The sequence below is a fragment of the Flavobacterium sp. CBA20B-1 genome, assembly GCF_028473145.1.
Taxonomy (GTDB): Bacteria; Bacteroidota; Bacteroidia; order Flavobacteriales; family Flavobacteriaceae; genus Flavobacterium.
Genome location: NZ_CP092370.1, coordinates 1,325,119 through 1,350,669, shown reverse-complemented (window position 1 = coordinate 1,350,669; position 25,551 = coordinate 1,325,119). Strand labels below are relative to the sequence as shown.

25 protein-coding genes are annotated in these 25,551 nt (G+C 34.4%); 14 read left to right on the top strand and 11 right to left on the bottom strand.

All coding sequences use genetic code 11. From position 1 onward, the window contains the following. Positions 1-10: 10 nt before the first annotated feature. The 6 genes from MG290_RS06775 (at position 11) to MG290_RS06750 (ending at position 4,523) form a co-directional block, all read left to right on the top strand. A complete protein-coding gene (locus MG290_RS06775; RefSeq protein ID WP_264563064.1) occupies positions 11-745 on the top strand; it encodes a hypothetical protein in 735 nt (244 codons plus the stop codon). Positions 746-757: 12 nt separating this feature from the next. Beyond that, the gene (locus MG290_RS06770) at positions 758-1,486 is read left to right on the top strand and encodes a hypothetical protein (protein WP_264563063.1); all 729 of its coding nucleotides are present in this window, start codon (positions 758-760) and stop codon (positions 1,484-1,486) included. A gap of 97 nt (positions 1,487-1,583) precedes the next feature. Continuing rightward, on the top strand, positions 1,584-2,171 hold the full coding sequence (locus MG290_RS06765) for a hypothetical protein (RefSeq protein ID WP_264563062.1): 588 nt from the start codon (positions 1,584-1,586) through the stop codon (positions 2,169-2,171). 31 nt (positions 2,172-2,202) lie between these two features. Next, positions 2,203-2,982 carry a sensor histidine kinase gene (locus MG290_RS06760; protein ID WP_264563061.1) on the top strand — a complete coding sequence of 260 codons (780 nt, stop codon included), beginning with the start codon at positions 2,203-2,205 and terminating at the stop codon, positions 2,980-2,982. Continuing rightward, positions 2,951-3,625, top strand: coding sequence for a response regulator (locus MG290_RS06755; protein ID WP_264563060.1), 675 nt, complete (start codon positions 2,951-2,953; stop codon positions 3,623-3,625). Before MG290_RS06760 ends, MG290_RS06755 begins: the two co-directional genes overlap by 32 nt. Before the next feature lie 193 nt (positions 3,626-3,818). Beyond that, a complete protein-coding gene (locus MG290_RS06750; RefSeq protein WP_264563059.1) occupies positions 3,819-4,523 on the top strand; it encodes a response regulator transcription factor in 705 nt (234 codons plus the stop codon). A 70-nt stretch (positions 4,524-4,593) separates the two neighbouring features. Here the strand turns inward: MG290_RS06750 and MG290_RS06745 are convergent, their stop codons facing one another. The 6 genes from MG290_RS06745 to MG290_RS06720 all read right to left on the bottom strand — a co-directional run bounded on the left by MG290_RS06745 (position 4,594) and on the right by MG290_RS06720 (position 10,458). Next, positions 4,594-6,084: a carboxypeptidase regulatory-like domain-containing protein gene (locus tag MG290_RS06745; RefSeq protein WP_264563058.1), complete on the bottom strand. Its 1,491-nt coding sequence runs from the start codon at positions 6,082-6,084 to the stop codon at positions 4,594-4,596. Positions 6,085-6,101: 17 nt separating this feature from the next. Next, a complete protein-coding gene (locus tag MG290_RS06740) occupies positions 6,102-7,472 on the bottom strand; it encodes a CsgG/HfaB family protein (RefSeq protein WP_264563057.1) in 1,371 nt (456 codons plus the stop codon). A gap of 18 nt (positions 7,473-7,490) precedes the next feature. Next, positions 7,491-7,883 carry a curli assembly protein CsgF gene (locus MG290_RS06735; protein WP_257498099.1) on the bottom strand — a complete coding sequence of 131 codons (393 nt, stop codon included), beginning with the start codon at positions 7,881-7,883 and terminating at the stop codon, positions 7,491-7,493. Between the two features lie 12 nt (positions 7,884-7,895). Continuing rightward, on the bottom strand, positions 7,896-8,615 hold the full coding sequence (locus MG290_RS06730; RefSeq protein ID WP_264563056.1) for a curli production assembly/transport protein CsgE: 720 nt from the start codon (positions 8,613-8,615) through the stop codon (positions 7,896-7,898). Continuing rightward, on the bottom strand, positions 8,612-9,025 hold the full coding sequence (locus MG290_RS06725; RefSeq protein ID WP_264563055.1) for a hypothetical protein: 414 nt from the start codon (positions 9,023-9,025) through the stop codon (positions 8,612-8,614). The genes MG290_RS06730 and MG290_RS06725 overlap by 4 nt, the downstream gene beginning before the upstream one ends. A gap of 125 nt (positions 9,026-9,150) precedes the next feature. Next, the gene (locus MG290_RS06720) at positions 9,151-10,458 is read right to left on the bottom strand and encodes a hypothetical protein (RefSeq protein WP_264563054.1); all 1,308 of its coding nucleotides are present in this window, start codon (positions 10,456-10,458) and stop codon (positions 9,151-9,153) included. 399 nt (positions 10,459-10,857) lie between these two features. On the opposite strand from MG290_RS06720, the gene MG290_RS06715 reads away from it, so the two are divergent. After that, the gene (locus MG290_RS06715; RefSeq protein WP_264563053.1) at positions 10,858-11,427 is read left to right on the top strand and encodes a hypothetical protein; all 570 of its coding nucleotides are present in this window, start codon (positions 10,858-10,860) and stop codon (positions 11,425-11,427) included. A gap of 40 nt (positions 11,428-11,467) precedes the next feature. On the opposite strand, the gene MG290_RS06710 is transcribed toward MG290_RS06715, so the two are convergent. Genes MG290_RS06710 through MG290_RS06700 form a run of 3 tightly spaced genes read right to left on the bottom strand, consistent with a single transcriptional unit; the run spans position 11,468 to position 13,539 of the window. Continuing rightward, positions 11,468-11,989, bottom strand: coding sequence for a hypothetical protein (locus tag MG290_RS06710; protein ID WP_264563052.1), 522 nt, complete (start codon positions 11,987-11,989; stop codon positions 11,468-11,470). A gap of 45 nt (positions 11,990-12,034) precedes the next feature. Beyond that, on the bottom strand, positions 12,035-12,799 hold the full coding sequence (locus MG290_RS06705; RefSeq protein ID WP_264563051.1) for an ABC transporter ATP-binding protein: 765 nt from the start codon (positions 12,797-12,799) through the stop codon (positions 12,035-12,037). Continuing rightward, positions 12,799-13,539: an MlaE family ABC transporter permease gene (locus MG290_RS06700; protein WP_264563050.1), complete on the bottom strand. Its 741-nt coding sequence runs from the start codon at positions 13,537-13,539 to the stop codon at positions 12,799-12,801. The genes MG290_RS06705 and MG290_RS06700 overlap by 1 nt, the downstream gene beginning before the upstream one ends. 110 nt (positions 13,540-13,649) lie before the next feature. Here MG290_RS06700 and MG290_RS06695 point away from each other — a divergent pair, with 110 nt between their 5' ends. The 3 genes from MG290_RS06695 to MG290_RS06685 all read left to right on the top strand — a co-directional run bounded on the left by MG290_RS06695 (position 13,650) and on the right by MG290_RS06685 (position 16,694). Continuing rightward, positions 13,650-14,594, top strand: a complete 945-nt coding sequence (locus MG290_RS06695) for a glycosyltransferase family 2 protein (RefSeq protein WP_264563049.1) — start codon at positions 13,650-13,652, stop codon at positions 14,592-14,594. After that, entirely contained in the window at positions 14,591-16,150 is a 1,560-nt protein-coding gene (locus MG290_RS06690) for a glucosyltransferase domain-containing protein (protein ID WP_264563048.1), read from the top strand. The genes MG290_RS06695 and MG290_RS06690 overlap by 4 nt, the downstream gene beginning before the upstream one ends. Positions 16,151-16,250: 100 nt before the next feature. After that, entirely contained in the window at positions 16,251-16,694 is a 444-nt protein-coding gene (locus MG290_RS06685; RefSeq protein ID WP_264563047.1) for a hypothetical protein, read from the top strand. A gap of 45 nt (positions 16,695-16,739) precedes the next feature. Here MG290_RS06685 and MG290_RS06680 read toward each other — a convergent pair whose 3' ends face one another. Beyond that, positions 16,740-17,591 (bottom strand): glycosyltransferase family 2 protein, encoded by an 852-nt coding sequence (locus MG290_RS06680; protein WP_264563046.1) that lies wholly within the window; start codon positions 17,589-17,591, stop codon positions 16,740-16,742. A gap of 1 nt (position 17,592) precedes the next feature. Continuing rightward, positions 17,593-18,114, bottom strand: coding sequence for a class I SAM-dependent methyltransferase (locus tag MG290_RS06675; RefSeq protein ID WP_264563045.1), 522 nt, complete (start codon positions 18,112-18,114; stop codon positions 17,593-17,595). 75 nt (positions 18,115-18,189) lie between these two features. On the opposite strand from MG290_RS06675, the gene MG290_RS06670 reads away from it, so the two are divergent. The 4 genes from MG290_RS06670 (at position 18,190) to cas2 (ending at position 25,061) form a co-directional block, all read left to right on the top strand. Further along, a complete protein-coding gene (locus MG290_RS06670) occupies positions 18,190-19,662 on the top strand; it encodes a lipopolysaccharide biosynthesis protein (protein ID WP_264563044.1) in 1,473 nt (490 codons plus the stop codon). 309 nt (positions 19,663-19,971) lie between these two features. Continuing rightward, entirely contained in the window at positions 19,972-23,832 is a 3,861-nt protein-coding gene (gene cas9, locus MG290_RS06665; protein WP_264563043.1) for a type II CRISPR RNA-guided endonuclease Cas9, read from the top strand. A 2-nt stretch (positions 23,833-23,834) separates the two neighbouring features. Beyond that, positions 23,835-24,722 carry a type II CRISPR-associated endonuclease Cas1 gene (cas1, locus tag MG290_RS06660; protein ID WP_264563042.1) on the top strand — a complete coding sequence of 296 codons (888 nt, stop codon included), beginning with the start codon at positions 23,835-23,837 and terminating at the stop codon, positions 24,720-24,722. Then, positions 24,723-25,061: a CRISPR-associated endonuclease Cas2 gene (gene cas2 / locus MG290_RS06655; RefSeq protein ID WP_257498118.1), complete on the top strand. Its 339-nt coding sequence runs from the start codon at positions 24,723-24,725 to the stop codon at positions 25,059-25,061. The last annotated feature ends 490 nt before the right edge of the window (positions 25,062-25,551 follow it).

The window sequence follows — 25,551 nt, the reverse complement described above, 5'->3', positions numbered from 1 at the left end:
TGATTAAATTATGAAAATTGTAAAACTTACTTTTCTAACAACGCTATTAGTGCTAACAGCATGCAATATGGATCAAACAGTCGATCAAAATCGTGATGAAAGCATCAATAATGCTATACAAAAAACAAATGCAGAATATAGTTTAGAAGATGTATTGAACGGTATGCGTGCATGGCAAAATATACGTGGTAATGAAACAGAATTATTGAATGTTTTTAACAATCATAACGGTTTAGAAATCGATTTAGCATTTTTTCCTCAAAATAGTTCTTTACATGCGTATGCATGCATTTTAGATGGTCAATTAAAGTTTGCTATAATTTCAGAAGTGTATGATAATGAAAGTTACCACAATAACTTAATAGACTATATAAAAATAGTAGATTTAAATTATCATGATGTTTCTGAACTTGGAAATCAGAATTATCAAGAGCACAATTTTCCATTACCAACACAATATATACAGGCAACTGAAGCTGTGAATCGAATTCAAGATTGGAATACCCACTACACAGCTTGGATAACGACAAGCTTACCAATGTATCAATCGTTCAATATACCAACCTATAGCTTATCACCACAACCCTATACAGTATATATGGGGTTAAAAAATTCCGATGATAACCCGAGTGTGAAAGTAGCCGACCTTATTTTAAACAACGGCGCAGGTGTATATTATGATACGGTTAGGAGAGAACCACCTTACAGAGATCGTTCCAACTATTATATTTTAGATTTATTGTAAATTATTGATGCTATGAAAATTTTTAAACTTGCCTTATTAACTTTTAGTGTTGCTTTTTTTGGATGCACATCAGATAACGGAAATGAAGGTTCTGCCAAACCTGAATTAACGACACAGCAACGATCAAGCAATGGTTATACTTTGGAAGAAGTGATAAATGGGATGCGAGTATGGGATACCTTACGAAATAATACCGACCAGCTCTTAACTTTGTTTAATAATGCAAATAGTTTAAATGTAAATATGCAATTGTTTCCAGAGGGTAATGCCTTACATGCGTATGCCTGTGTTTTAGAGGGACAATTAAAATTTGCAGTAATTTCCGAAGTGTATGACAATGTTTCGTATGCCGATAGTTTAAGCAAGTACATTCATGTGTTTGATGTGGTATATTCCGATGTTTCAAATATAAATCAAGAAACCTATCCTGTTTATACCCATTCATTGCCTTCACAGTATATCCAGGCAACCGATGCATTAAACAGAATTACAACTTGGAACACAAATTATCCATCATGGATTGGTACCAGTTTGCCTATGTATCAATTGTTTTATATACCCACCCATAGTTTAGCACCCCAAAACTATACGGTTTATTTAGGTTTGAAAGATAGTGAGAGCCAACCTGATATTAAAGTAGCCGATTTGGTATTAAAAAGCAGTGATTCATTTTATGATACGGTTAGATTACAACCGCCCTATCTTAATAGGTCTAAGAATTATTTGTTAGACTTAATGTAAATTAAAGATGAAAGGCTATTTTATTATTTTTGATATTCTTGCATATTTGAATTCTTTTTTTCTTCTAATATACTTTTTTTTAGGGATAAAGTTTTTAATGAATAGTAAGAATAAACTTCTAAGATTAATAGCAATTTATTTAATTCTCAGCTTTGGTTTTGATATAGTTTCAGGTGTTATACAATTTCTATACGAAATAGATGTTTTACCTAATTCTTTGTTTATAACTATAAAAATTACTTACCGATTAATAGAATTACTCATCATTGGCTATCTCATTAACAAATATTGGTTACAAAGCACTGTTGTTTGGTATTTAATAGCCGGCAGCAGTGTTTATTTACTCTATGATTTATGCACCTACAAGGCAAATGGTATTTTAAATTACGAAGCCAATGCCCAAACAGTAGCCAACTTGTTACTAATGATTTTAATTGCAGTAAACTTATTAAAGCAGCTGCGGTCAAATCAAACATTTACAGTTACCAATCAAATGCTTAGCATGGTGTTTCTGGCTTATTTTTCCATACACCTTATTTACACGGTCATTCAAAATTTTATCATCAACCAGTCGTTCAGTGATAAAAGTTTTGTGTTGTTCTATTCCAGCTATGTGGTATTGCACATTGCTTACTATTTCGCGTTAGCGTTTATACTATTTAAAAACCTTAAAAAACACAAGTAAAATTTACGAAATATTTTAATGGGCACTTTTTATGGAAAAATGGCAGAATTCAGACACGCTGCTTATTTGGGTAGTTATCATTATTGGGGTAATGATACTGCTGGTAGGAACACTAATTGGGGTTTTTTACATATCATATAAGAGAGTACTTCGGTCAAAAGACGAAGAACTAAAAGCAAAAATGGAATACCAGCGTTCACTTTTAAAAGTAAGTTTAGAAGCACAAGAAAACGAACGTATGCGTATCGCCGCCGATTTACACGACAACATCATCAGCAAGCTTACCATCATTCGCTTAAAGGCTGTTATGGGGTCTCGTTTGCAAGAATTAGATCAATTGCTGGGAACAGCCATTGATGAATCACGGCGTATATCCCACGAGTTATTACCCCCATTGTATGAAGAAAAATCGTTAGACGATATCCTTCTCACAGTATTTAAAAGTTGGAGAAATGTGTACAACATCAAGCACACCATCGATGTGCGCACGGAGAAATTGATAGATAAATCCATCAAACTGCAAACCGTGCGTATTTTGCAAGAACTGCTTAACAACATTCACAAGCATGCCAAAGCTACACATATCCATTTAATGCTTCGCATTACAGACTATTGCGTGGTAATGCTTGTAAAAGACAACGGTATGGGCTTTGATATCAATTGTATCAGAAAAGGCATCGGCTTAAAAAATATAGATTCAAGAGCGGAAAACCTACACGCCCAATACAAATACAAAAGCGTTAAAGAAAAAGGAACACGATTTATTTTATTTGTCACCCATGGAGAAGATAAAACTAGCATTATTAGATGATGATTACTTAATTGTAACCTTACTGAAAAGTTTTTTTGAACAACATCCACGTTTGCAGGTAGTGTTTGATACAACCGATGGCTACGAATTGTTTACTTTTTTAGAAAAATCTCCTGCAGCGATTGATGTATTGCTGCTCGATTTAAAAATGAAAACTATTGATGGTTTAGAAGTTTTAAAACATGTGAAAACGCATTGCCCCGATATAAAAGTTGTAGTGGTATCATCACATTATCAAGATCATTCCATTGGTTTTATGACCAAAGAAGGAGTGGCGGGATTTTTACCAAAAGGAATATCCCCGTTTGAATTAACAGAAATTATTCAGCATGTACACAAAAATGGTTTTTATTTAAACAAAGACCAAATGGAAATTCTGCGCGAACAAATTTCACCCAAAGTTTCAAAACCTTGCCTTGAATCAGAGGATGCACTTACAGAGCGCGAAATTGAAATCGTGAAACTGCTTTGCCATCAAAAAACGGCCAAAGAAATTGGCGAACTGCTTTTTATTACCCAACGCACGGTGGAAGGTCATAAGACCAATATTTTTTCTAAAATAGGTGTGCGTAATGTAGCCGGTTTAATTATATATGCTTTGCAAAAACAAATTGTAACCCTTGAAGAATTGGCACTTCACTAAATATACACTAATAGGTAATATTACCTATTTTTTGATTTCAGGTAATTTCTACCTTGATTTTTTTAGTTTATTTTAACATTTTTGATAAAAGAAATTTAATTTTTTTAAGAACAAGCTTCGGCATAATAACTCAAAAAAGTATGTAATGTTGAAGGTTTGTAAACAACTAAAAATCAACTAAAAACGGAAAGTTATGAGTGGAAAATTACATGTTTATACAATTATTAACAATCCTATTTTTTTAGAAGGAATAGAAAATTTAATAAAAACTAAAATTGCTACTAATGCAATTATCAATCATCAAGACAGTTTACCTTTATCAAATTATACCGAATTAAAAAAGAATGATAAAACCACCGAGTTGCTTATTTATGATGTAACTAAGTTTTCAAATAAAGATTTTAATCAAATACTGCAATTAATGTCTTTAAATGCCCATTTTAAGGTGCTTATCATCACATCAAATATCAACATAAGCGATGTGAAGTTACTATTTGAAATTGGTGTGATGGGAATTATAAATAATAATGTTCAGCCCGATCAATTTGTAGAAAATCTTACCAAAGTAATCAACGGTAAAAAAGTACTTTCTCGCGAATATTGGGATTTAATTGTAGATTATTTCTTTCATTCGGTAGAGAATTTGAGTTTAATTAATGAAAAAAAAACAAGTGACAACAACAACGATGTTTTGCTATTGGCAGAATTAACTTCGCGAGAGAAAGAAATTTTAGGATACATTTGCGACGGCAAAAGCACCCGCGAAATATCTGAAGATTTATTTTTGAGTTTGCACACAGTGGAAACCCATCGACGAAAAATACTGCATAAAATGGGTGTGAAAAACACCGCCTCTATGGTAAAAATGGCCATAAAGTGTAATTTATATGCTTTATAGAAAAACAAAAACCGCTTTGTAGCGGTTTTTTTTTATGGAAAAAATGGGGAATGGTAATCTCCATTTTTCCTTATTCATAATCAGCCATTTCTGCATTTGCGATGATCAATGTGCGCACATCATTATCATTCAAATCAATTTTATAAATGTTGCGTTGCGAAATCATATCGTTAGAGGTATTCGTGAAAATAATTTCCGAACTATTTGGTGAAAATATTGGGTCAATATCAACAGACCCCATTGGTTTAAAGCTCACGGCTGAAATATCGGTGTGGGTGTTGTTGGTAATGTTGTAAATATACATGCGCGTGTCAAGCTGTTTGTATTGCCAATCTTCGTTTCCAGAAACATCGTGTGTATAAAGCAATTGATTGCCGGTTACATCAAAATCAAGTCCGCCCATGGCACCAGATACGTTTTCTAAAACCGTATGCACCACATTTCCATTGCTGTCTAAGATTATTATTTTTGCCTGATAGCCATTTATATCGTTGGTAGTAATAGCTATTTTTGAACCATCGTTGCTCCATGCACACTTTGTAATAAAATGTCCGTTGGGTGTTTGATATATTTGGGTTTGCCCAGTGCCATTACTGTTCACTTGATACAGTTTGTCAAAACTTGGAAAGATAAATTGGCTGCCATCGGCTTTCCATGCAAAAGATAATTGATCGCTTCTAAAACCGTTTAAAGGGGTTTGACTTATTTTCAGCTCGTTTTGCCCGTCTAAATCTGCTGTAAATAAATGGGTTTGTCCGTTATAGGTTTGCAGATAAGCTAATTTGTTTGCCACATTGTTTTTTCTGGGTTTCCAAGTAGCATTGTTCCAAGCGGTAATCGATATTTCTTCTTGCAAATCGGTAGCAAATATAGAGAAACTGCCTAAATTTTTTCGCACAAAATGATAGCGGTATTCTGGGTTTTTTCGCACGGTAAATTGATAAGCCTCGCTGAAAACATCGCTGTTAATACTGTCTGAAGCCACCACTTGCCAGGTATAAGTTGTTCCAAAATCTAATTGGGTCATAGTGATTTTTTTGGTACTTATATTCGGAATTTCAACACGGTTGTTGGTTCGGTTGTTGGTAAAAATCAATTTATAAGTCAACGTATCCAAATCAGGATCCGAACATTCCCATTCCAATTCCACATTATTGGTTAAATTGGTAGCCAAATTTTTAGGCGATACAAGCACGGGAACAGTAGGAGGATTGTTCAGTGATTCATCGGTCACCATTTCAAAAACAAGGTGCACTTTTTGTTCAAATTCACTAATTGTAATCGATTGATATTCGGTAACATATCCTTTTAATTCTGCACGAACCGAGAAAGTTCCCATTGGCAAAGTTCCTTCAATAGCAAAGTTTCCGTCTTCATCCGTAAACACCGTTGTAGAAGCGGGTGTTGTGGATATTTTTACATTCTTTAAAGGTTCATTAGAGGCTTCTAAACGAACACTTCCCGTTAATGTTGCTTGTGCATTTCCATCGATGGTATCTTCGCTACAACTTGCAAAGACGAGTGAAAAAGCGATAATTATGTAGTAGTAGATAGATTTCATATTTTAAATGCTAATAGTTATTTTCCAAGATAAACCTGCACGCCCATTCCAAATTGTAAAAAATGATCGTTTCTTTTGCCCGAAATTACTTCGTCCCAATCATCAGTAAAGCCCACATGGTATTTTCCAAAGCCGCGAATACCAACCGATGGCGAAACCATATATTCCAAACCTGCGCCAAATTGGGATTTTAATTGTAATTTCCCTTTCTTGGATGTGATATTTTCAAAAGAACCCAAACCGGCAGAAAAGTAAGGTGTAAAATTGTTGAAAGGCAACATTAAATATTCCAAATCAAGTTCCAGAGAAGTGAATTGCGCCTTGAAATAGCGGTCTGAATTTAAGGTTTGATAGCCATAAGCTGCGTTTAAACTAAAATGATCCGAAAAAAGATATTTAAAATTCCCGCTAGCACCAAACTGGGAAGTAGATGGTGCATAATCACCCCGCAAAGAGTTTGCCGTAACCGATGCGCCTATCGAAAATTTTGCACGGCGGTTGGTGTCCCAATCTCCTTTTCCTGGTATTCTTTTAGTGCTTTCTGCCACTTCTTTGGTATATTCTGCCAACAAAGCATCTGCTTTCGATTTGTCTTGGTTGGTGGTGTTCCAAACATTGTTTTTAATTCCTTCTAAAATCAATAAATAAACGGCTTTGTTTATGGCTTCGCTCACAGCCATTTGCACGGGTTCGTTGTTGGTAACGCCCACTTCTGCTTCCATTAAACGCTCGGTATCCACATATCGAAACATGCTGGCATTAACCGATTGCGAAAGAATGGTTTTAGAAGTATAAATGGTTTTTAGAATTTTACCCGAATTGGTTGAAACCGCACGCAAATAAACCGTGATACGGTCTTGGCGGTACTCGGTAGATCCGCCTATACCAAAATACCGCGCACCTGCACCACCTGTTAAAATGTTGGTGTCATACGAAATCACACCGCCTTCTAGCAAAATGCCTGCAAAGAGTAGTGGGGCCAATGTTTCTTTGGCTTGCCCGTTGGTATATTCCTGGCGGGTGGTTCTAATAATTTGGCGTTCGTTTAAAAGGTTGCCAATGTTTTCGCGTTCAATTGGGGCAAACCATTTGCTGTCTTCTAACGATTTTATGAGGATAGTGGTTAAACCCTGCGGAACAGCTGTGCTCCAGTTGGCTCCGGTGGCCGATGCTTTATACTGCCCGGTTTGATCTCTAAACTTGTAAACCCCCACCACAATTGGTTCTTGTGGTTTGGGTAGTTTTTTAAAATCTTTTTCGGTTGCTGTAACCTCACCAATTACCGATTGGTATTCCACACCGGCGGGCGGCGAGAAAAATACCCCACAAGCCTGAAAAAGACCACCAAGGCAAAGCAGCAACAGTATATTTTTTGTAGATAATTTCATAACTGTAAAGGCAAATTTTTATAAAATAATTTCGGTAACTTCTCCGGTTTGGTTGTCAATAATTCTAATCACGGTGCCTGTACGGGTTTCATCAATAGAAATAATTAAATCACCAATTTCAAATGTGCCCTCTTCTAAACTTCCTAAATCTTCATTTTCTTCAAATAATCCGCGCGATAATTGCGATAAAATTTGCCGTTTTACAGTTTCTGAAAAGCTATCTAATAAACTTGTTTTGTTTGAATTTTTATTGTCATCGAATTGGTTTTGGGCGTTGGCAGAAGCCAGCAAGCCATTGTAATTAAGCGGATTTCCGCCAAAGTTGGGGTTTACGGGTGTGTAAACCAATTGCTGTGCGTTGCTAACAGCACAAACAATTAAAAGCAATATGGTTGGTACTAATTTTTTCATTTTTACTATATTTTAATAAGTGAATTCGTTTTTTAACTTACCCCGATTGTTAGAATAAGCTACCAATCTTTTAAAAGTTGCAGCAACTTGTTCTTTTAGGTATTCTTCATCGGGATTGGTGAAAAATTCAATGATGAGGTCTTGATCCACTTTTACTTGCACAATACTAGATAAACCGCGGTAAGGCAATTCGGAAATATTGATGATGAAATCAAATTTTGTGGGATATTGCGTATAAGCGGCATAGAAAAAATCGTAGTAATCTCTGCCAATTTTGGTTTTAGAGTCATCTACCACAATTCCTTGCACACCAATCAGTGCGGTTTCTTTTATTGGGATTAGTTCTTTGGTGATAAACTGCACCGAATCTTTTGTAATTAAACGGTTTTCCACTTCATCTCTGATAAAAAGAATAGCCGTTATTTTTTGTTTTGATGTTTGATTAATAGTTGTTGATGATAAGCTTTCAATTTGGTTGGGCTTTAAGGTAAACTTTCCTTTTTGTTGATTTACAGATAAATTTTTGTTGGCATCGGTTTTTTTTATCAAAAGCAAATAATCCAATTCATAATGATAACTGCCATTGTTTTGAACCGTTGGTCTAAATGTTAAAGTGTTTTCTGATTGCACCACATCTATTTTAGCCACAATTAAGCTGTCTCTGAATTCTTGTGCATAAGAAGCAGTAACAAAGCAGTAGATAAAAACTAAAATAGGGTAGATTTTTTTCATTGGTAATTTCTTATAATGATACTTCTGTCGTTTCCTGAAACTTTCACCGACATGTTTTCCATAATGCTGTTGTTACCATAAATTTCCATGTAATTGTTGGTACCTTGCATTTGAATGTTCATGTTAGAAGGTTGTAGTTTTGATGTCTCGGTATAAAAAAGCAATTGTTGGTCGCCTGTTTGGTTTACCTGCATTTGCTGGGTTTCTAGTTGCGCAATATTGTTGTTGCCAATTTGGGTGATTTGTGTACCCACGGTTTGATTCATACTGTTTAGCAGCATGCTTTCAGTAAACATTTGCCGGTTTTGTATTTCTTTTATATCAGAAGAAATAGAGGATTGTTGGGTTTGCTGTGCACTTAATGTGATACATCCAAAAAGCGAAAAATATACAGCCAGTCTATTTTTCATACGGATTGGTGTTAAGATTAATAGATTTTTAAAAGAAAACTGCCCAATAATAAATTTTAAGTGAACTTGAAATTGATTATGAGCAGTTTTTTACAATTAAACAATATAAATTGTGATCAAATAGTTTAGTTGCTTTGTGTTATAGAAAGTGTGTTTCCAGAACCCATTTGTGTACCTTGGTGGAAGTGATCCATACCTGATTGCGAAATCGTAGCTGAATGAGCAGAACCCATTTGCAAGCTAGAAGACATATTGCCATCGCCTGATTGCATTAAATCAACCATGTTTCCATTACCAATTTGCATTGCAGAACCTTCGTTGTTGTTTCCAATTTGGTCAAATTCTGCATTGTTATTACTTCCAGTTTGTAAAGCCATCGCATCATTAGAATCGCCTTCTTGCATGATATCTGCCCAGTTGCTGTTTCCTGCTTGTGTAATTCCAGCAATGTTCATATTTCCATCTTGGTATGCAACTGCTTCGTTTGAAGAGCCCATAGACATGATGTCTGCTTCGTTTTCATCACCAAATTGATCCACATCTGCCATGTTGTTGCTTCCAAACATTTGTGTAATGGTTGCGCTGTTGTCGTCTCCATTTCTGTTTACATCAGCAGAGTTGTTGTTTCCAAAAAACTGTGTAATTTCTGTACTGTTGTCACTACCAATGGTGTATTCTTTTGCAGAATTGTCGTTACCTACCTGACTTACAGAAACTTCATTGTCTCTACCTCTTTGATAAGTATCTGCCCAGTTATCGTTACCCACTTGTGCAACTTCTGCGTCATTACTCACACCGTTTTGGCGCACGCGGATAAAGTTGTCATCACCATCTTGTGAAGTTTCAGAAGAGTTGTATCCAGTGTTTACTTGTAAAACAGTTAAAGCATTACGGTCACCGTCTTGTTCAGCAGTTGAAGTGTTGAAGTCGGATACACGAGTGCCGGTAGATTGCGTGATACTAGCAGTGTTTGCATCACCATCTTGTGCCAAAGTAGATGCGTTTCCTTCGCCCCACTGAGTTAAAGTAGCACTGTTGTCATCGCCATCTTGATCGATCCAAGAAGTGTTGCTAGTACCTGTTGAAGAAACCATTGCTGTGTTGTCGTCACCATCTTGTACCAATTCACTTTCGTTAGTTGTACCATCTTGCATTACACTTGCAAAGTTGTAGTCACCAGATTGATTTGCTTCGCTTTGGTTTCCGTTACCTGTTTGTGAAGTTGTAGCTTCGTTTCCTTCGCCTGACTGTGAAACAATAGAACCGTTTCCGTTTCCGTTTTGGGTTAATTCATTAAAGTTTGCACTACCTGTTTGAGTAGTAGTACCTGTATTTCCGCTTCCTGTTTGTGAAGAGTAATCTACATTTGTTTGCGCTGATGCTGCCGCTGTTACAAAGAAAGCTACTGCAGCACTTAGTACTAATTTTTTCATATGATAAATAATTAAATGTTTGTATTTCAAAGTTATGGTCTTTGTAAAAGCCAATCAATCGCTGGTTTCCGCCATATTTTTAAAATACTCAAAAACCATTAGAAGAAGTTATCTTGGCACAAACATGCAGATACTAATTTATTGTTGTAGAACAAATTCTACATAAATTGATAGAAACGTTCTACGAGCGTTTATTGCGCAGCGGCGTAAATTTGTCATGTAAATAAAATCATAGAACGGCAGTTTGGGCAAATGCTGTTGTTCAAAAAAAGATATTTTACAAAAAAAATGTTAGGGAATTGAAAAAGAAGAATAATTATTGTTTGTAGTTATCGCGAGAAATCATTTAGGTTTCTCGCTTTTTCTTTTAACGAGATTTCAAATACATCATATTTCCAAATGAAAAAAATTATTTTAGCACTAACCTTATTGTGTTTTAGTTTAGGATTTTCTCAAATAACAAACACTGTTGTTAAGAAAGAACATTTTGAAGCATCGGGCTTTCCGTTTTTGGGTACGCATGTTTTGCAGGTCGAAAAAATTGCTACACCAAAAGAAAAAAACTATTATGTGTTTTCTAAAAACGAAAGAGGGAGTTTGCAAGACGAGTTGTACATACAGCAGTTTAAAAAGGTGAATAACGAATGGAAAGTTGTAGCCGAAGATATAGTTGCCGAGGCGGGAATTATCACATCGGTTTGGAATGCCCGCAAAGCTTTTTTCGATGCCGATAAAGACGGGCAAGCAGATGTGTTGTTTGTTTATTCTAAACATCCAAAAGAAAATATGGATGAACAGTTGAGTGTAGTTTTGCTGTTGATCTACAAAAATAAGTTCTACCGAATGGAAAGTTCGGCACAAAACAATTACGAACCTATGTTTGATACCTCCGATTTTAATCCGGAAGATTTACCAGCAACTGTTTTCAAAGAATTTAAAGATTATTGGAACAATTTAGATAAAAATTAATTGCAAAAAGTAATTATAATAAGGTGCTATCTATTATCAATTAAATTGTTGAATGGTGCATCATGAGTTGGTGAAAAACTGCTTTTAAATAATTTTTATGCGCTTGGCTAAAAGGTAAAGTAGCATCGTTTATGAGCTCTTTTAACGAAAGTTGGTTTACTTTTTCTTTGTCTGTAGGTTCAATAACAGCATCGGGATAATTTTCGTGCAATAATTTGTCTAATTGCTGTAAAGCTTTGGTATGAATTCGATTGTTGTTATTAAATTCAAAAAGCAGTGTGCTGTATAGATAGTCATAATCTATAAATTCTTGTTGAATATTTTGCAGATTTAAAGGAACCAAAATTTCATCATCATCAAATGTTTGCCGGGTAGCCACATTCACATTCTTGATATTAGAAAGTTTGGATTGGTGCTTGTTGTGCAATTCTTTTAAAGCCGCATAAAACTGTTGTTTGGTAAATTCTTTGTTCTTTAATTTTTGTTTGTATTGCCGAACCAATTCGCCAAATCCCAATTGAATCAGGTCTTTTTCTATTGCGCTTTTAAAAAACGAAAACATATTTTATCAATTTAAATCCAACAAAAAATCAACAAAAAATACCGATTATTTTTTACCCGTATGAAAACGACGAATTTCTTTTAATAATTCAGATGAATAAACAAAATCAACGATGTCTTCATTATCGGTTTTCATGATTTCGGTACTGTTTCCTTCCCAAACTAATTTTCCATCTTTCAAAAAACAAATATGTTCCCCAATTTGCAGAACCGAGTTCATATCGTGGGTATTAATAACGGTTGTAATATTGTATTCGTGGGTAATTTCCTGAATTAATTCATCAATAACAATCGATGTTTTTGGGTCTAAACCTGAGTTTGGTTCATCGCAAAACAGATATTTAGGATTGTTTACAATGGCACGAGCAATGGCAACACGTTTCTGCATACCACCCGAAATTTCAGAAGGCATTTTGGTGTTGGCATCAATCAGTTTCACGCGATCAATTACTTCCTGCACACGGTCGCGAATTTCTGCATTGGTTTTGTTGGTAAACATTTTTAGCGGAAAACCAATATTTTCTTCCACAGTCATGGAATCAAACAAAGCACTGCCTTGAAAAACCATTCCCATCTCGGTTCTCAATGTGCGTTTTTCGTTCGGATCCAATTTAGAAAAATCTCTGCCATCAAAAAAAATAGTTCCGCTATCTGGCAAATGCACACCCAATAATGTTTTTAGCATCACCGTTTTTCCCGACCCTGATTGTCCAATAATCAAATTGGTTTTTCCGGGTTCGTAGGTAGTGGTAATTCCTTTTAAAACCTCTTTTTCGTCGAACGATTTTTTTAAGTTTTTTACTTCAATCATTAGGTTAATAACATTTGGGTTAACACATAGTTACAAATAATAATGGCAATTGATGTCCATACGAATGCTTTGGTTGAGGCTTTACCAACTTCCAAAGCGCCGCCTTCCATGTAGTATCCGTAAAAAGAAGGAACTGTTGCCAATATAAAACCAAATACGGCCGTTTTAATAAAGGCATATACAATGTGAAAAGGTATAAAATCGTCTTGCAAACCTTTTATAAATTCTTCTGGAGCTAAATATCCGCCTAAAGAACCTGCCACATACCCGCCCAAAATACCAATAAACATACTTAAAGCAATCACAAAAGGGTAGGTGATAGAAGCAACTAATTTAGGGAAAACCAAGTAGTTTAAAGGATTAATTCCCATTACTTCCAAGGCATCTATTTGTTCGGTAACACGCATGGTTCCGATACTCGATGTGATATAAGAACCCATACGTCCGGCCATGATAATGGAGATAAACGTGGGCGAAAACTCTAAAATAATAGATTGTCTTGCTGTAAATCCTATTAAATATTTAGGGATAATTGGGTTGTTTAAGTTTAATGCAGTTTGTATGGTAACAACTGCGCCAATAAAGAATGACAAAAAAGCTACAATACCCAATGAGCCTATGATGAGCTCATCGATCTCTTTAAAGATCAAGTTTTTCATAAGACGCCATTTGGTTGGTCGCCGAAAGATTTCGCCCAACATAATGAAGTACTTACCAATGTTGCTTAACATTTTAATCATAACACATTTTTAATCTGCTAAATTACTAAAATAAAATGGTATTTTGCGGAGCTAAAACTAAAAGATATATTTTAAAAAACGTATTTTTGAACGTGCTTTAATAAGAGCTTATGAAAAAAATCGCTATAATTGTTCCTGTTTACAATGAAGAGCTGAATATACCTGCTTTTTTAAACGAGTTTTTAAAGTTTAGAAAGTCATTGCTTGCCCGTAATTACTCCGCAAATGTTTTGTTTGTGAACGATGGCAGTACCGATGGAACAGAAGAAATTTTAACAGAATTAATCAAAACCACGCCCCATTGCGAAGCTTTGTTTTTTTCTCGTAATTTTGGAAAAGAAGCTGCACTTTTCGCAGGATTGGAACATGCAAAAGGGGACTTGGTAGTGCCGATGGATGTTGATTTACAAGATCCGTTTTATTTGATTTTAGATATGCTTTCCGCTTATGAAAAAGGCGCCGATGTGGTGTTGGCACAGCGTAGTAACCGCGATACAGACAGCTTTTTTAAACGTTTTTCTGCTCAATGGTTTTACAAGTTGAACAATAAAATGTCGGCATTAAAACTACAGGAAAATGTAGGTGATTTTAGATTAATGACCCAACAAGTGGTGCAAGAAATTGTTCAATTGCAAGAAAATCAATTGTTTATGAAAGGTTTGATGAGTTGGGTAGGTTTTAAAACCACCACAATTCATTACGCACGCCCAGCAAGATTAAAAGGAACCACCAAATTCAACTACAGAAAGCTATGGAATTTGGCTTTAGATGGCATCACATCTTTTTCTACATTGCCTTTAAAGGTGTGGACCTATTTCGGCACTTTTATCGCTTTGATATCCTTTTTATATGGATTAAAAATCATTATAGAAAAATTGTTTTTTGGAATTGCGGCGTCGGGTTATGCATCGCTAATGGTGGCTGTTCTGTTTTTTGGAGGTGTGCAATTAATCGGTATTGGTGTGTTGGGAGAATATTTAGGAAGAACTTATTTGGAAACCAAACGCCGCCCACGATACATTCTTAAAAATCAATTAAAAAACAACAATAAATGACGCCTGAAAATAGTTTTCTCATAAAAAAGTTTGATGATTTTCTAAAAACCATTAAAAAGAACAAAACTTTTATTTTTTTAGTAGCGGCTGTTTCTATACTTTATATTTTGCCGATACTTTTAACCAACACCTTATACGTAGATGACCTCAACCGTATGGTTGAAGGTTACGATTGGGAACACGACGGCAGGTTTAGCAGTTCGTTCATTATGCACTTACTGTCTTTTCAGCGAACAGTGGTTTTTAGTTTATTTCCGTTTTCAAATATTGCAAGTGTATTGATTATATCGCTTTCGGGCTTTATCTTTTGCTATGCAATAGGTGTTCGCAACAAAATACAATTGTTCATTGGAAGTTTACTTTTAACAACTTGTCCGTTTATATTAGAAATTTTAGTTTATCGGTTTGATTGTATTCCCATCAGTTTATCGTTTTTGTGCATCACTGTTCCCTTTCTTTTTTACCAAAACAAAAAAATCTTCTTCTTGATATCGCTAGTTGGTATTCTTCTGAGTTTAGGTTTTTACCAAACAACAGCACTTTCGTACTGCATCATTCTGTGTTTTTTCCTTATTAAAGATATATGGAACAACCTTTTTAAAACCGCACTTATAAGTGGCTTCATAGCCTTTTTTGCTTTTATTTTAGGCTTTGCAGGATACCAGCTTGTGGTGAATTTACTCGATATGCAAATGCTGCAAGACGGCAGAGGAGCATTTGTTTTTAAAGATGAAAATTTGCGAATGGTGTTTGAAAACCACCTTGCCGGATTAAAAGACCTGATAGCATCTTTAATTGATTCGTCGTATAAATACACTCTTTATTTTTTATTTTTTTTTACGGCGGTTGCAGCGATTATGTATGTAGCAACGAACATAAAAGCCCACTGGAATAAATATTTGCCATTTAAACTATTGGCTGTGTTGTTTTTAGCCATTTGTATAATTGCATTTGTTGCCGGTATAAACATGGTGGTCTATGAACCGCGATGGGTGCCCAGAGGTATGATTGGCTGGGGATTTGCTATGTATGCTTTTTATTTTGTGTTGATTATCAATAAAGAAACTTTTTGGAAGAACGTTCGTTTAGTGGTTGCTTTTCTGCCCATTATGTATTATTCCTTTGTTATTTCCTCACAATTAGGTATTTATTTAAAAAACCAAGACGAATTTTCAGATTTTATTATCAATTTGGTGTCGCCTCAATTAATCGCCTACGAACGTGTAAAAGTAACCGAACATCAACGTATAAAACTGGTTATAAAAGGAACCATTAAAAGAGCCCATCGCAACCATAGTGTAAACAACACCACCTTGCCGTTTGTAAATAAACTGGCACCTGCGTACGAAAACAAAGATTGGGGCTGGGGAATTATTCGGGTAAACAAGTTTAATAACATCGCAAGCGAATATATTGGAGGAGAGAGACGCGAGGAAATTCTAATAAATATAAACGATTATCCCATTATAGACCGAAATATTTACTACACCTTGCGTTTGAAACACGATGTAGCCATTTTAGATTTTGACAATGAAGATTCAGAGATAAATAATTAGGTTTGTGTTAAAAAAAAGTTAATTATTTTTAAAATTTATTTTTAAAATGTTTAATTTAAAGCTATTAGAAAGACTATTTAATAAAGAATCGTTTATGATTATGAAAAAAATAATTGTGCTATTGATGCTTGCAGTAAGCACTATGAGTGTGGCACAAGAAAAAAGCGAAAACGCCATCTATCAAACCGAAGAATATCAACAAATAAAAAAGTATTACCTAAATATGGTTTTGTCGGGTAAATTAGAAGACGCGGAACAAGTTCGTAAACAATTTTTAGATAAACTTGGAAGGGATAATTTTAAGCAAATGAGTACTTCTGGTTTATCAATGGATAAATGGTTGGAAAAAAATATAAAGAAAACAAATTTTAAATCCATTGAAGAAGCAAATACGCTGTTGGCAAAAATGAATGCCTTTGAGCAAGAATCAATCGAAAGCAGAAAAGAGATATTACCTCTTATTAAAAAAATTACTGATAAGGTTGGACATGTTGCTTATACAAAGCAGTTGCAAGAAGATTTAAAAGCAGAAATAAAATTATAAATCAAGAAAAGGAAAACCATCATGTTTTCCTTTTTTTTTATTTGATTATCCAAACACCTTTTCTTTCATCTTTTTCCAGCGATATTTTCTAATGAATTCAGCTTGTTCTTTTGTAACCAACAAAGGAGTTTTATTGCTTTTGGCTTTAAAAAATCCTTTTAAATAATCTATAAAAAGCAATGGTTTTTGTTTGCGCAAAGCCAGTTTTAAGCCCGCAATCGCCGTAATCCAAAAACCGTAACCCAATCTGTAAAAAGCTTCGCCTTGTTTGTATCGTGCCGATTGATCGTAAATGGCACCAGTTGGTTTCAGGTGTTTCACTTTTAAATCTGCTAAAGTAATTATTTGCCAATTGTAAAAACGACACAGCAATTCATCAACCGTATCCCAACCCATAGCAGGTTTTAAACCACCAATTTCTAAAAAGCACTCTTTGCGGTAGGCTTTAAAAGCACCACGAATATGGTCTTTATCGGTTAAACTTTCTAAAACCCATTCGTTGTTTTTTTCGATATAGGCAAAACCACCCACCATTCCAATTCGGGGATCTCGACGAAATGTTTCGATAATTCGTTCAAAATAATTATGCGGAAGAATCAAATCGGCATCTAATTTCACAATAATATCAAAGGAATCGTCCAATGTTTCAAAACCTTTCTGAAATGCACGAACTACTTTGCTTCCCGGTAAATGTTTGTTTTCAGAGGCATTAAAGACTGATGAAATATTTGCGTATTTTTTTTCAAAATCGGCAATGATTTCAGAAGTATTATCGGTAGAATGATCGTTTACCACCACCATTTTATCGGGCACAACAGTCTGCTGCACTAGCGATTGCAAGGTTTGGGCAATAAAAGCTTCTTCATTATATGTTGGGATAACACAATAAACCTTCATGTTAAATTTTTTCTGCTAAAATCATGTAATAACGCGGTGTAAACTTTCGCAACAACGGACGAATACCTATCTTTTTCACCGCATGTGCCCATTTTTTTCGAGCCGTAATTTTATAGCCACATTTTTCAATCAGCCAATCCAGTTGCCAATCTTCAAACTCGTGGTAATGGCGGTCGCGCGGATCTGTTTTACTGCGATAAGCCGGTGAAAACCACAAACGCAACGGAACCGTAATAACAATTTTCTGCGCCTTGCAGCTTTTTAAAACCGTGTAGGGATTCAACAGATGTTCAAAAATTTCAAAAGCCGTTAGCACGTCATAATCTGTTTGTTGCAATGCTTCTTGGTTGTCATCCAAATCTTCTCCGGTTGTGTTTTGCACCTTAAAACCTTCTTTCTTCATCAACACAGACAGCGGATTTTCCACACCCAAATCTAAAATTTTGGCATCTTTTGAAACATGTTGCTTCAAAAAATCCATGGTGATTTGAAAACGTTCTTTGGGATAGGTTTTTTCGTACATAATTGAAAATTTAGATTCGTAAAAGTAATTAAAATCAATTTAAAGATTAACGATTATATTTGTAAAAAAACTACAATGAACAATCGCTTCTCCAGCAAACAAGCTTTATGGTTCACACTGATCAATTATTTCGGTGTGCTCATTGGCACGGTTTCCACATTGTTTATATATCCAAACGATAAGGAATTGCTGGGAATTATTGGTTTTATTGATGGTTTTGCACAAGTTTTATATCCTGTTATGGTTTTGGGTGCATCGACTGCCTTGCTGAATTTTCAACCCAAATTAAACGAATACTTGCAACGAAAATTGTTTTCATACAGCATGATTTCTATAATCGGAATGATTTTTTTCTGTGCCCTATCCGTGTTATTGATTTATTGGTTCAATTGGCTGGAAAACAAGCAGTATTTTATTTACGGATTTGCAATTGCCATTTGTTTAGCGTTTGTAGATCTCTTTAAAAGGCAAGCTACCAATTTACAAAAGCTTTCTGTACCAACTTTTTATGAAAAAATCATCCCTAAAATCAGTTTGCCGTTTGCTTTTGCCTTGATTTTATATTTCGGTTTTACAGCAACAAAAGGGTTGATTTTTTACACCGCTTCTTTTGCTGTCATGCTGTTTGCAATAGGATTTTATCTCTTCAAATATTTTAAACCCGTAGGTACATTCAACTATAAAGATCTTTTTCAAGAAATCCCCAAAAAGCAATATTACCAATATAGTTTGTACGCCTTTTCGGCAAGTTTAGGATCGTTTTTTGCTTTTCGAATAGATTCTTTAATGATTCCCGAGTTTTTGTCGAACGCAGCCAATGGCGATTTTAAATTAGGCGTAAATTTAGCAAATACACTCATGATTCCTGCAACCGGCGTTTTTGCATTGTACAGTCCGTTTATTTCCGAAGCATTAAAGAAAAACGATTTATCGGTTTTAAAAATCAAATATGCCGATGTTTCCAAAAACCTGTTTTTTATAGGTATTTTACTGTACGGCTGTGTGCTTTTGGGCATGAACGATTTTTTTGAGCTGCTGCCAACGGCCAATCAATTAATCCCTGTTTTGCCCGTGTTGTACATTTTGGGTGGCAATGTGGTGCTGAACATGGCAACCGGATTTAACACCGAAATCATTGCCTATTCAAAATATTACCGCTTTAATTTAATAGCGATTTTAATTTTAGCAGTTTTAAACGTAGGCTTAAACTATTACGTTTTAACACAGACCAATTACGGAATCATCGGTGTGGCGTGGGCATCGTTTTTTTCAATGACCGTTTTTAATCTGCTAAAAATGGCGTTTATTTACAAACACTTTAAAATGCTGCCCATAAACGCCAATTACATAAAAACCATAGCAAGTAGTTTGGTTTTACTACTGATAGCATATTTTTTACCTTTCCATTTCTTAGGAAAGTTCGCCTTTGTAGCCCGTTGCGGCTTTTTTGCTCTTGTCTTTATGCTGTTGATTTACCAAACCGGTTGGGTGCAAGAATTTAATACCAATGTGGATAAAATAAAGAAAATGTTTTTAAAAATTAAATAACCACACTACACTTTAGGTTAGTTATTCCAAATCTTTTAAAATGAAAAAAGGCGAGTTGCCCCGCCTTGAATGTTTTGTTTATTATTTTTTACTGATGAGTGGTATTCACGAAACTTTTGGGCATAAAAAAAGCCCCGAAGATAGTCGAGGCGCTAAATGTTTTCACAACGGAATAATCCTTATTGTGAATTCCTTTCAATAAGCAAATATAATAATAAAAAAATATCTCCGCAATGTGGAAACCCGTAAAATGAATAATTTTTTTCTTAATATATTTATGGAATTAATAAAATACACAAAAAGATTATGATGAAAAAGGTACTTGGATTAGATTTGGGAACGAACTCGATAGGGTGGGCGTTGATAGAAATTGACGAAAACAATGTTCCAATTCGGATTATTGCAATGGGATCACGGATTATTCCTTTAACAACCAGTGATAAAGAAGAATTTCAAAGAGGTTTGTCAATCACAAAAAATCAAAGCAGAACTGTTAGTAGAACTCAAAGAAAGGGTTATGATAGGAAGCAACTGAAAAAAAGTGATTTAAAAAAACTTCTTATCAAATATAATATTTTTCCCTCCGAAGAATTGCTGAAACTTCCTATGATGGATTTATGGAAGTTAAGAAATGATGCTGCAAATCCAAATGAAAATATTTCTGCTGAACAATTGGGGCGTATTTTTTATATGCTTAACCAAAAACGCGGATACAAGTCTGCAAGAAGTGAAGCCAATGCAGACAAAAAAGATACAGATTATGTTCAGGCTGTAAAAGGAAGATATGCTCAATTGAAAGATAAAAATCAAACCATAGGGCAATTTTTTTATGATGGGTTGAATAACGCCAATCTTAATAATTCATATTTCAGAATAAAAGAAGAAGTCTATCCAAGAGAAGCCTATATAGAAGAATTTGATACGATTATTAATGCTCAAAAAGGAAAACACGATTTTCTTACAGATGAGATTATTCATCAATTAAGAAATGAAATTATTTATTATCAAAGAAAGCTTAAATCTCAAAAAGGATTGGTGAGTGTCTGCGAATTTGAAGGCTTTGAGAAAACTGTTTTTGATAAAGAGAAAAACAAAAATAAAACTGTTTTTGTTGGTCCAAAAGTAGCTCCGAAAACTTCGCCATTATTTCAACTTTGCCGAATTTGGGAAGTAGTGAATACCATTACTTTGAAAATAAAAAATCCAGAAGGAAGTAAATATAAATGGGGTGAAAAGATACCTACCATAGAAGAAAAGGAACTCATAGCAGAGTATTTATTTAAAAATGAAAATTTAAGTTTTACAAAACTTCTTGAAATTTTAGATCTCAAAAAAGATGATGTTTACGTAAATAAACAAATTTTAAAAGGTATTAAAGGAAATGAAACTTATGCGAGTATTCATAAAATTTTAGGAGATAATGATCTTTTAAATTTTGATGTTTCCATTATTCCAACAGAAAAAACTTCAATTTTAGTTGACAAACAGACTGGTGAGATTTTGGAAGAAAGAGCAGGTTTGGAATTAGATGGGAGTTTAGAAAAAGAACCATTATATCAATTGTGGCATACCATTTATTCTTTGAAGGATTTAGATGAATGTAAAAATGCTTTAATTAAACGATTTGGTTTTGAGGAAGAAATTGCAGAGAAACTTTCCAAAATTGATTTTAACAAACAAGCTTTTGGAAATAAATCCAACAAAGCAATGCGGAAAATTCTTCCTTTTCTAATGGAAGGTTACGATTATTCTCAATCTTGTAGTTTGGCGGGTTACAATCACTCAAATTCTTTGACAAAAGATGAAAGGGAGCAACAAGTTACTTTAGATAAATTAGAGCTTCTTCCCAAAAATAGCTTGAGACAGCCGATTGTCGAAAAGATTATAAATCAAATGATTAACGTAGTTAATGCCATTATAGAACAATATGGAAAGCCCTCTGAAATTAGAGTGGAATTGGCGCGAGAGCTGAAACAAAGCAAAGACGAACGAAATGACGCAGATTTACAAAACTCGAAAAACAAAAAACTTAATGAAGAAATAGGGAAAAGATTGACAGAGTTGGGATTGCCTGCTACGAAGCGGTATATTCAGAAATATAAATTTATTTTCCCGTCACTAAGTAAAAATCTGAAAGAGGCTAAAGTCAACAATCAATGTATCTATTGTGGTGAAAATTTTAATCTTACTGAAGCTTTGAGTGGTGATGCTTTTGATGTAGATCACATCGTACCAAAAGCATTGTTATTTGACGATTCGCAGACCAATAAAGTTTTGGTTCATAGAAAATGTAATTCCACAAAAACCAATCAAACTGCTTATGATTATATTGCTACAAAAGGCGATGAAGCAGTAAGAATATACGCTGAAAGAGTGGATGATTGGTTTAATAGAGGAATTATATCTTACAGCAAAATGCAGAGGTTGAAAGTTTCGCATAAAGAATACTTAGAAAGAAAAAAGCAAGGCAAAGAAACCGAAACCGATAAAAAACTTTGGGAAAATTTCATCGACAGACAATTGAGAGACACCCAATATATCTCCAGAAAAGCACGTGAAATTTTGCAGAAAGTATGCAATAACGTAACAACTACCGAAGGTGGAGTTACAGCAAAGCTTCGTAATCTTTGGGGTTGGGACGATGTTTTGATGAATCTACAAATACCTAAATACAAAGAGTTAGGACAAACGGTGACTAAAGAATGGACAAGCGAACACGGAAAAAGGAAACACCAAAAAGAAGAAATTGAAAATTGGACAAAAAGAGATGACCATCGCCATCACGCAATTGATGCTTTGGTAGTTGCTTGTACAAAACAAGGGTTCATTCAGCGAATTAATACTCTTAATTCTGGTGATACTAAAGATTTAATGCAAAAGGAAATTAAAGAAGCAAAACAACTTTTAGGTGAAAATTATAATGAAAAAGAATTAGAACAAGATAATGAACTTGTGAAAAATCATAAAGAAAGATTATCACAGTTAGATGATTATTTGCGGCTTCAAAAACCAATTAAATTCGATACAAAATATGTGGAAAAAGAAGCAGATAAAATTTTAATTTCTTTTAAAGCAGGTAAAAAAGTAGCTACAATTACAAAATTTAAAGCTACGGGCAAAAATAAAATTACAGGCGTTATTGTTCCGAGAGGAGCTTTGCACGAACAATCGGTTTATGGCAAAATTAAAGTGATTGAAAAAGATAAACCTTTAAAATATTTATTCGAAAATTCAGATAAAATTGTACATCCAAAAATCAAAAATCTTGTTGAAACAATACTTTCTGAAAACGAAAATAGTTCAAAAATGGCTTTATCTAGTCTAAAGAAAACCCCAATCTATTTGAATGAAGAAAAGTCAGACATTCTTGAAAAAGCATCTTGTTACAACTATGCAACAGTTTTGAAGTATAAATTACAAAATTTAAAAGCCAATCAAGCTGATGATATTGTTGATGATAAAGTGAAGTTTTTAGTAAAAGAAAGATTAGCTCAATTTAATAATAAAGAAAAAGAAGCATTTAAAGATACGCTTTGGTTTAATGAAGAAAAACAAATTCCAATCATAACCGTTCGTTTATTTGCTCGTCCTGATGCTAATAATTTACAAGCCATAAAAAAAGATGAAAATGGCAAAGAAATCGGGTTTGTAGTGATGGGGAATAATCATCACATTGCCATCTACGAAGACAAAGACCAAAAACTTATCCAACACAGTTGTACCTTTTGGCACGCAGTAGAGAGGAAAAAGTACAAAATTCCTGCGGTTATCAAAAATACATCAGAAGTTTGGAATGATTTATTAAACAAAGAACTTCCAGAATCATTTTTAAACAAACTACCTGCTGATCATCTCAATTTAAAGTTTAGTATGCAACAGAATGAAATGTTTATTTTGGGATTATCGCAAGAAGAATTTGACGAAGCAATCAAAAATAATGATAAACCATTACTGAGTAAACATTTGTATTTAGTTTGGAGTATTTCTGAAAATAATTATTGGTTCAGACATCATTTAGAAACCAAAAATTCTGACTTAAAGAAAACGGAAGGAGTAAAAGAAAGTAAAAGACTCTATAATATTAGAAGTTTGAGGTCTTTATTTTCTTTAAATCCAATAAAAGTTAGATTAAACCATTTAGGAGAAATCACAAAAATCGGCGAATATTAATTATGCTCAAACGAACCATTTACATAGGCAATCCGGCGTATTTAAAACTAAAAGACAACCAGTTGCAAATTGTTGACCCCGAAAGCAAAGAGCTAAAAGGGTCGGTACCAATAGAAGATATGGGTTTTTTAGTGTTAGATCATCCGCAAATCACCCTGTCGCACCCTGTGATACTTTTACTGCAACAACACAATGTAGCCATCATTAGTTGCGATGAAAGTCATTTGCCATTGGGTTTAATGCTTCCTATAAGCGGACACGTAGAACATTCGGAGCGATTAAAACATCAAATCAATTGTTCGGAACCTTTACGCAAACAGTTATGGAAACAAACCGTTGAAGCAAAAATTTTTCAGCAAAAAGAAGTGTTGCGTAAACGGAACATAGCACATGAATCGTTACTAAAATATATGAACGAAGTAAAGTCGGGCGACAGCACCAATATGGAAGGCATTGCCGCACAATACTACTGGAAGCAATTGTTTGATGATTTTACCAGAGAACGAAAAGGCGACGCTCCCAACAATTTTTTAAATTTTGGATATGCGGTTTTGCGCAGTATGGTGGCTCGGGCATTGGTTTCTAGTGGCTTGCATCCAACCATTGGTATTTTTCACAGAAATAAATACAATGCCTATTGTTTGGCAGATGATGTGATGGAACCTTATCGACCGTATGTAGATGCGTTGGTAGTTGATTGGATGCAGCAACCGCAGGCTACGCATGTGTTAGACAAAGAAGCAAAAGCATACTTGTTGCAATTAGCAACAAAAGATGTAATTATAAATGGATTGCAACGCCCCTTAATGACTGCCTTAAGCATCACTACCAGTTCGCTTTGTAAATGTTTTATGGGAGAAAGCCGTGTGATTCACTATCCAATGATGTAAATGAGTTTTAGTAGATACAATGCATACCGAATTATGTGGGTTTTAGTTTTTTTTGATTTGCCAACGGAAACAAAAAAGCAACGCAGTGTTGCAACAAAATTTCGAAAATCGTTGCTTGACGACGGATTCAATATGTTTCAGTTTTCGATTTATTTGCGGCATTGTCCCAGTAAAGAAAATGCAGAAGTTCACATAAAACGCGTGAAAAAAAGTTTACCGGCAGAAGGAAAAGTGGGAATTTTATGCATTACCGACAAGCAATTTGGGCAAATGGAACTCTTTTTTTCAAAAAAAGAAACCGATTTACCTGCAATGCCCCAGCAATTGGAATTGTTCTAACAGAAATAAAAAAATGCTTGATTCAGAAATGAAATCAAGCATTTTTTATGATTTTTTTGTTGTAGTTTACCCTCTTGAAACCCTTGATTTTAAAGGGTTTTAAATGAGGTTGTAATTCTGTTCTGTAAATCTACAAAAAATTTGAAAGGAATTCACAACGCTATTTTCTGCCCAGCAAAATCCGTCTTTGTTGTAATTCTGTTCTGTAAATCTACAAAAAATTTGAAAGGAATTCACAACAATATATAAACATTTTAATATTTTATATCAGTTGTAATTCTGTTCTGTAAATCTACAAAAAATTTGAAAGGAATTCACAACTAAATGCGCCAGGGTTTATAAATGCTTGTGGTTGTAATTCTGTTCTGTAAATCTACAAAAAATTTGAAAGGAATTCACAACAGAAAAGTTAAACGAATTATTTGCAATAAAGTTGTAATTCTGTTCTGTAAATCTACAAAAAATTTGAAAGGAATTCACAACATCCAGG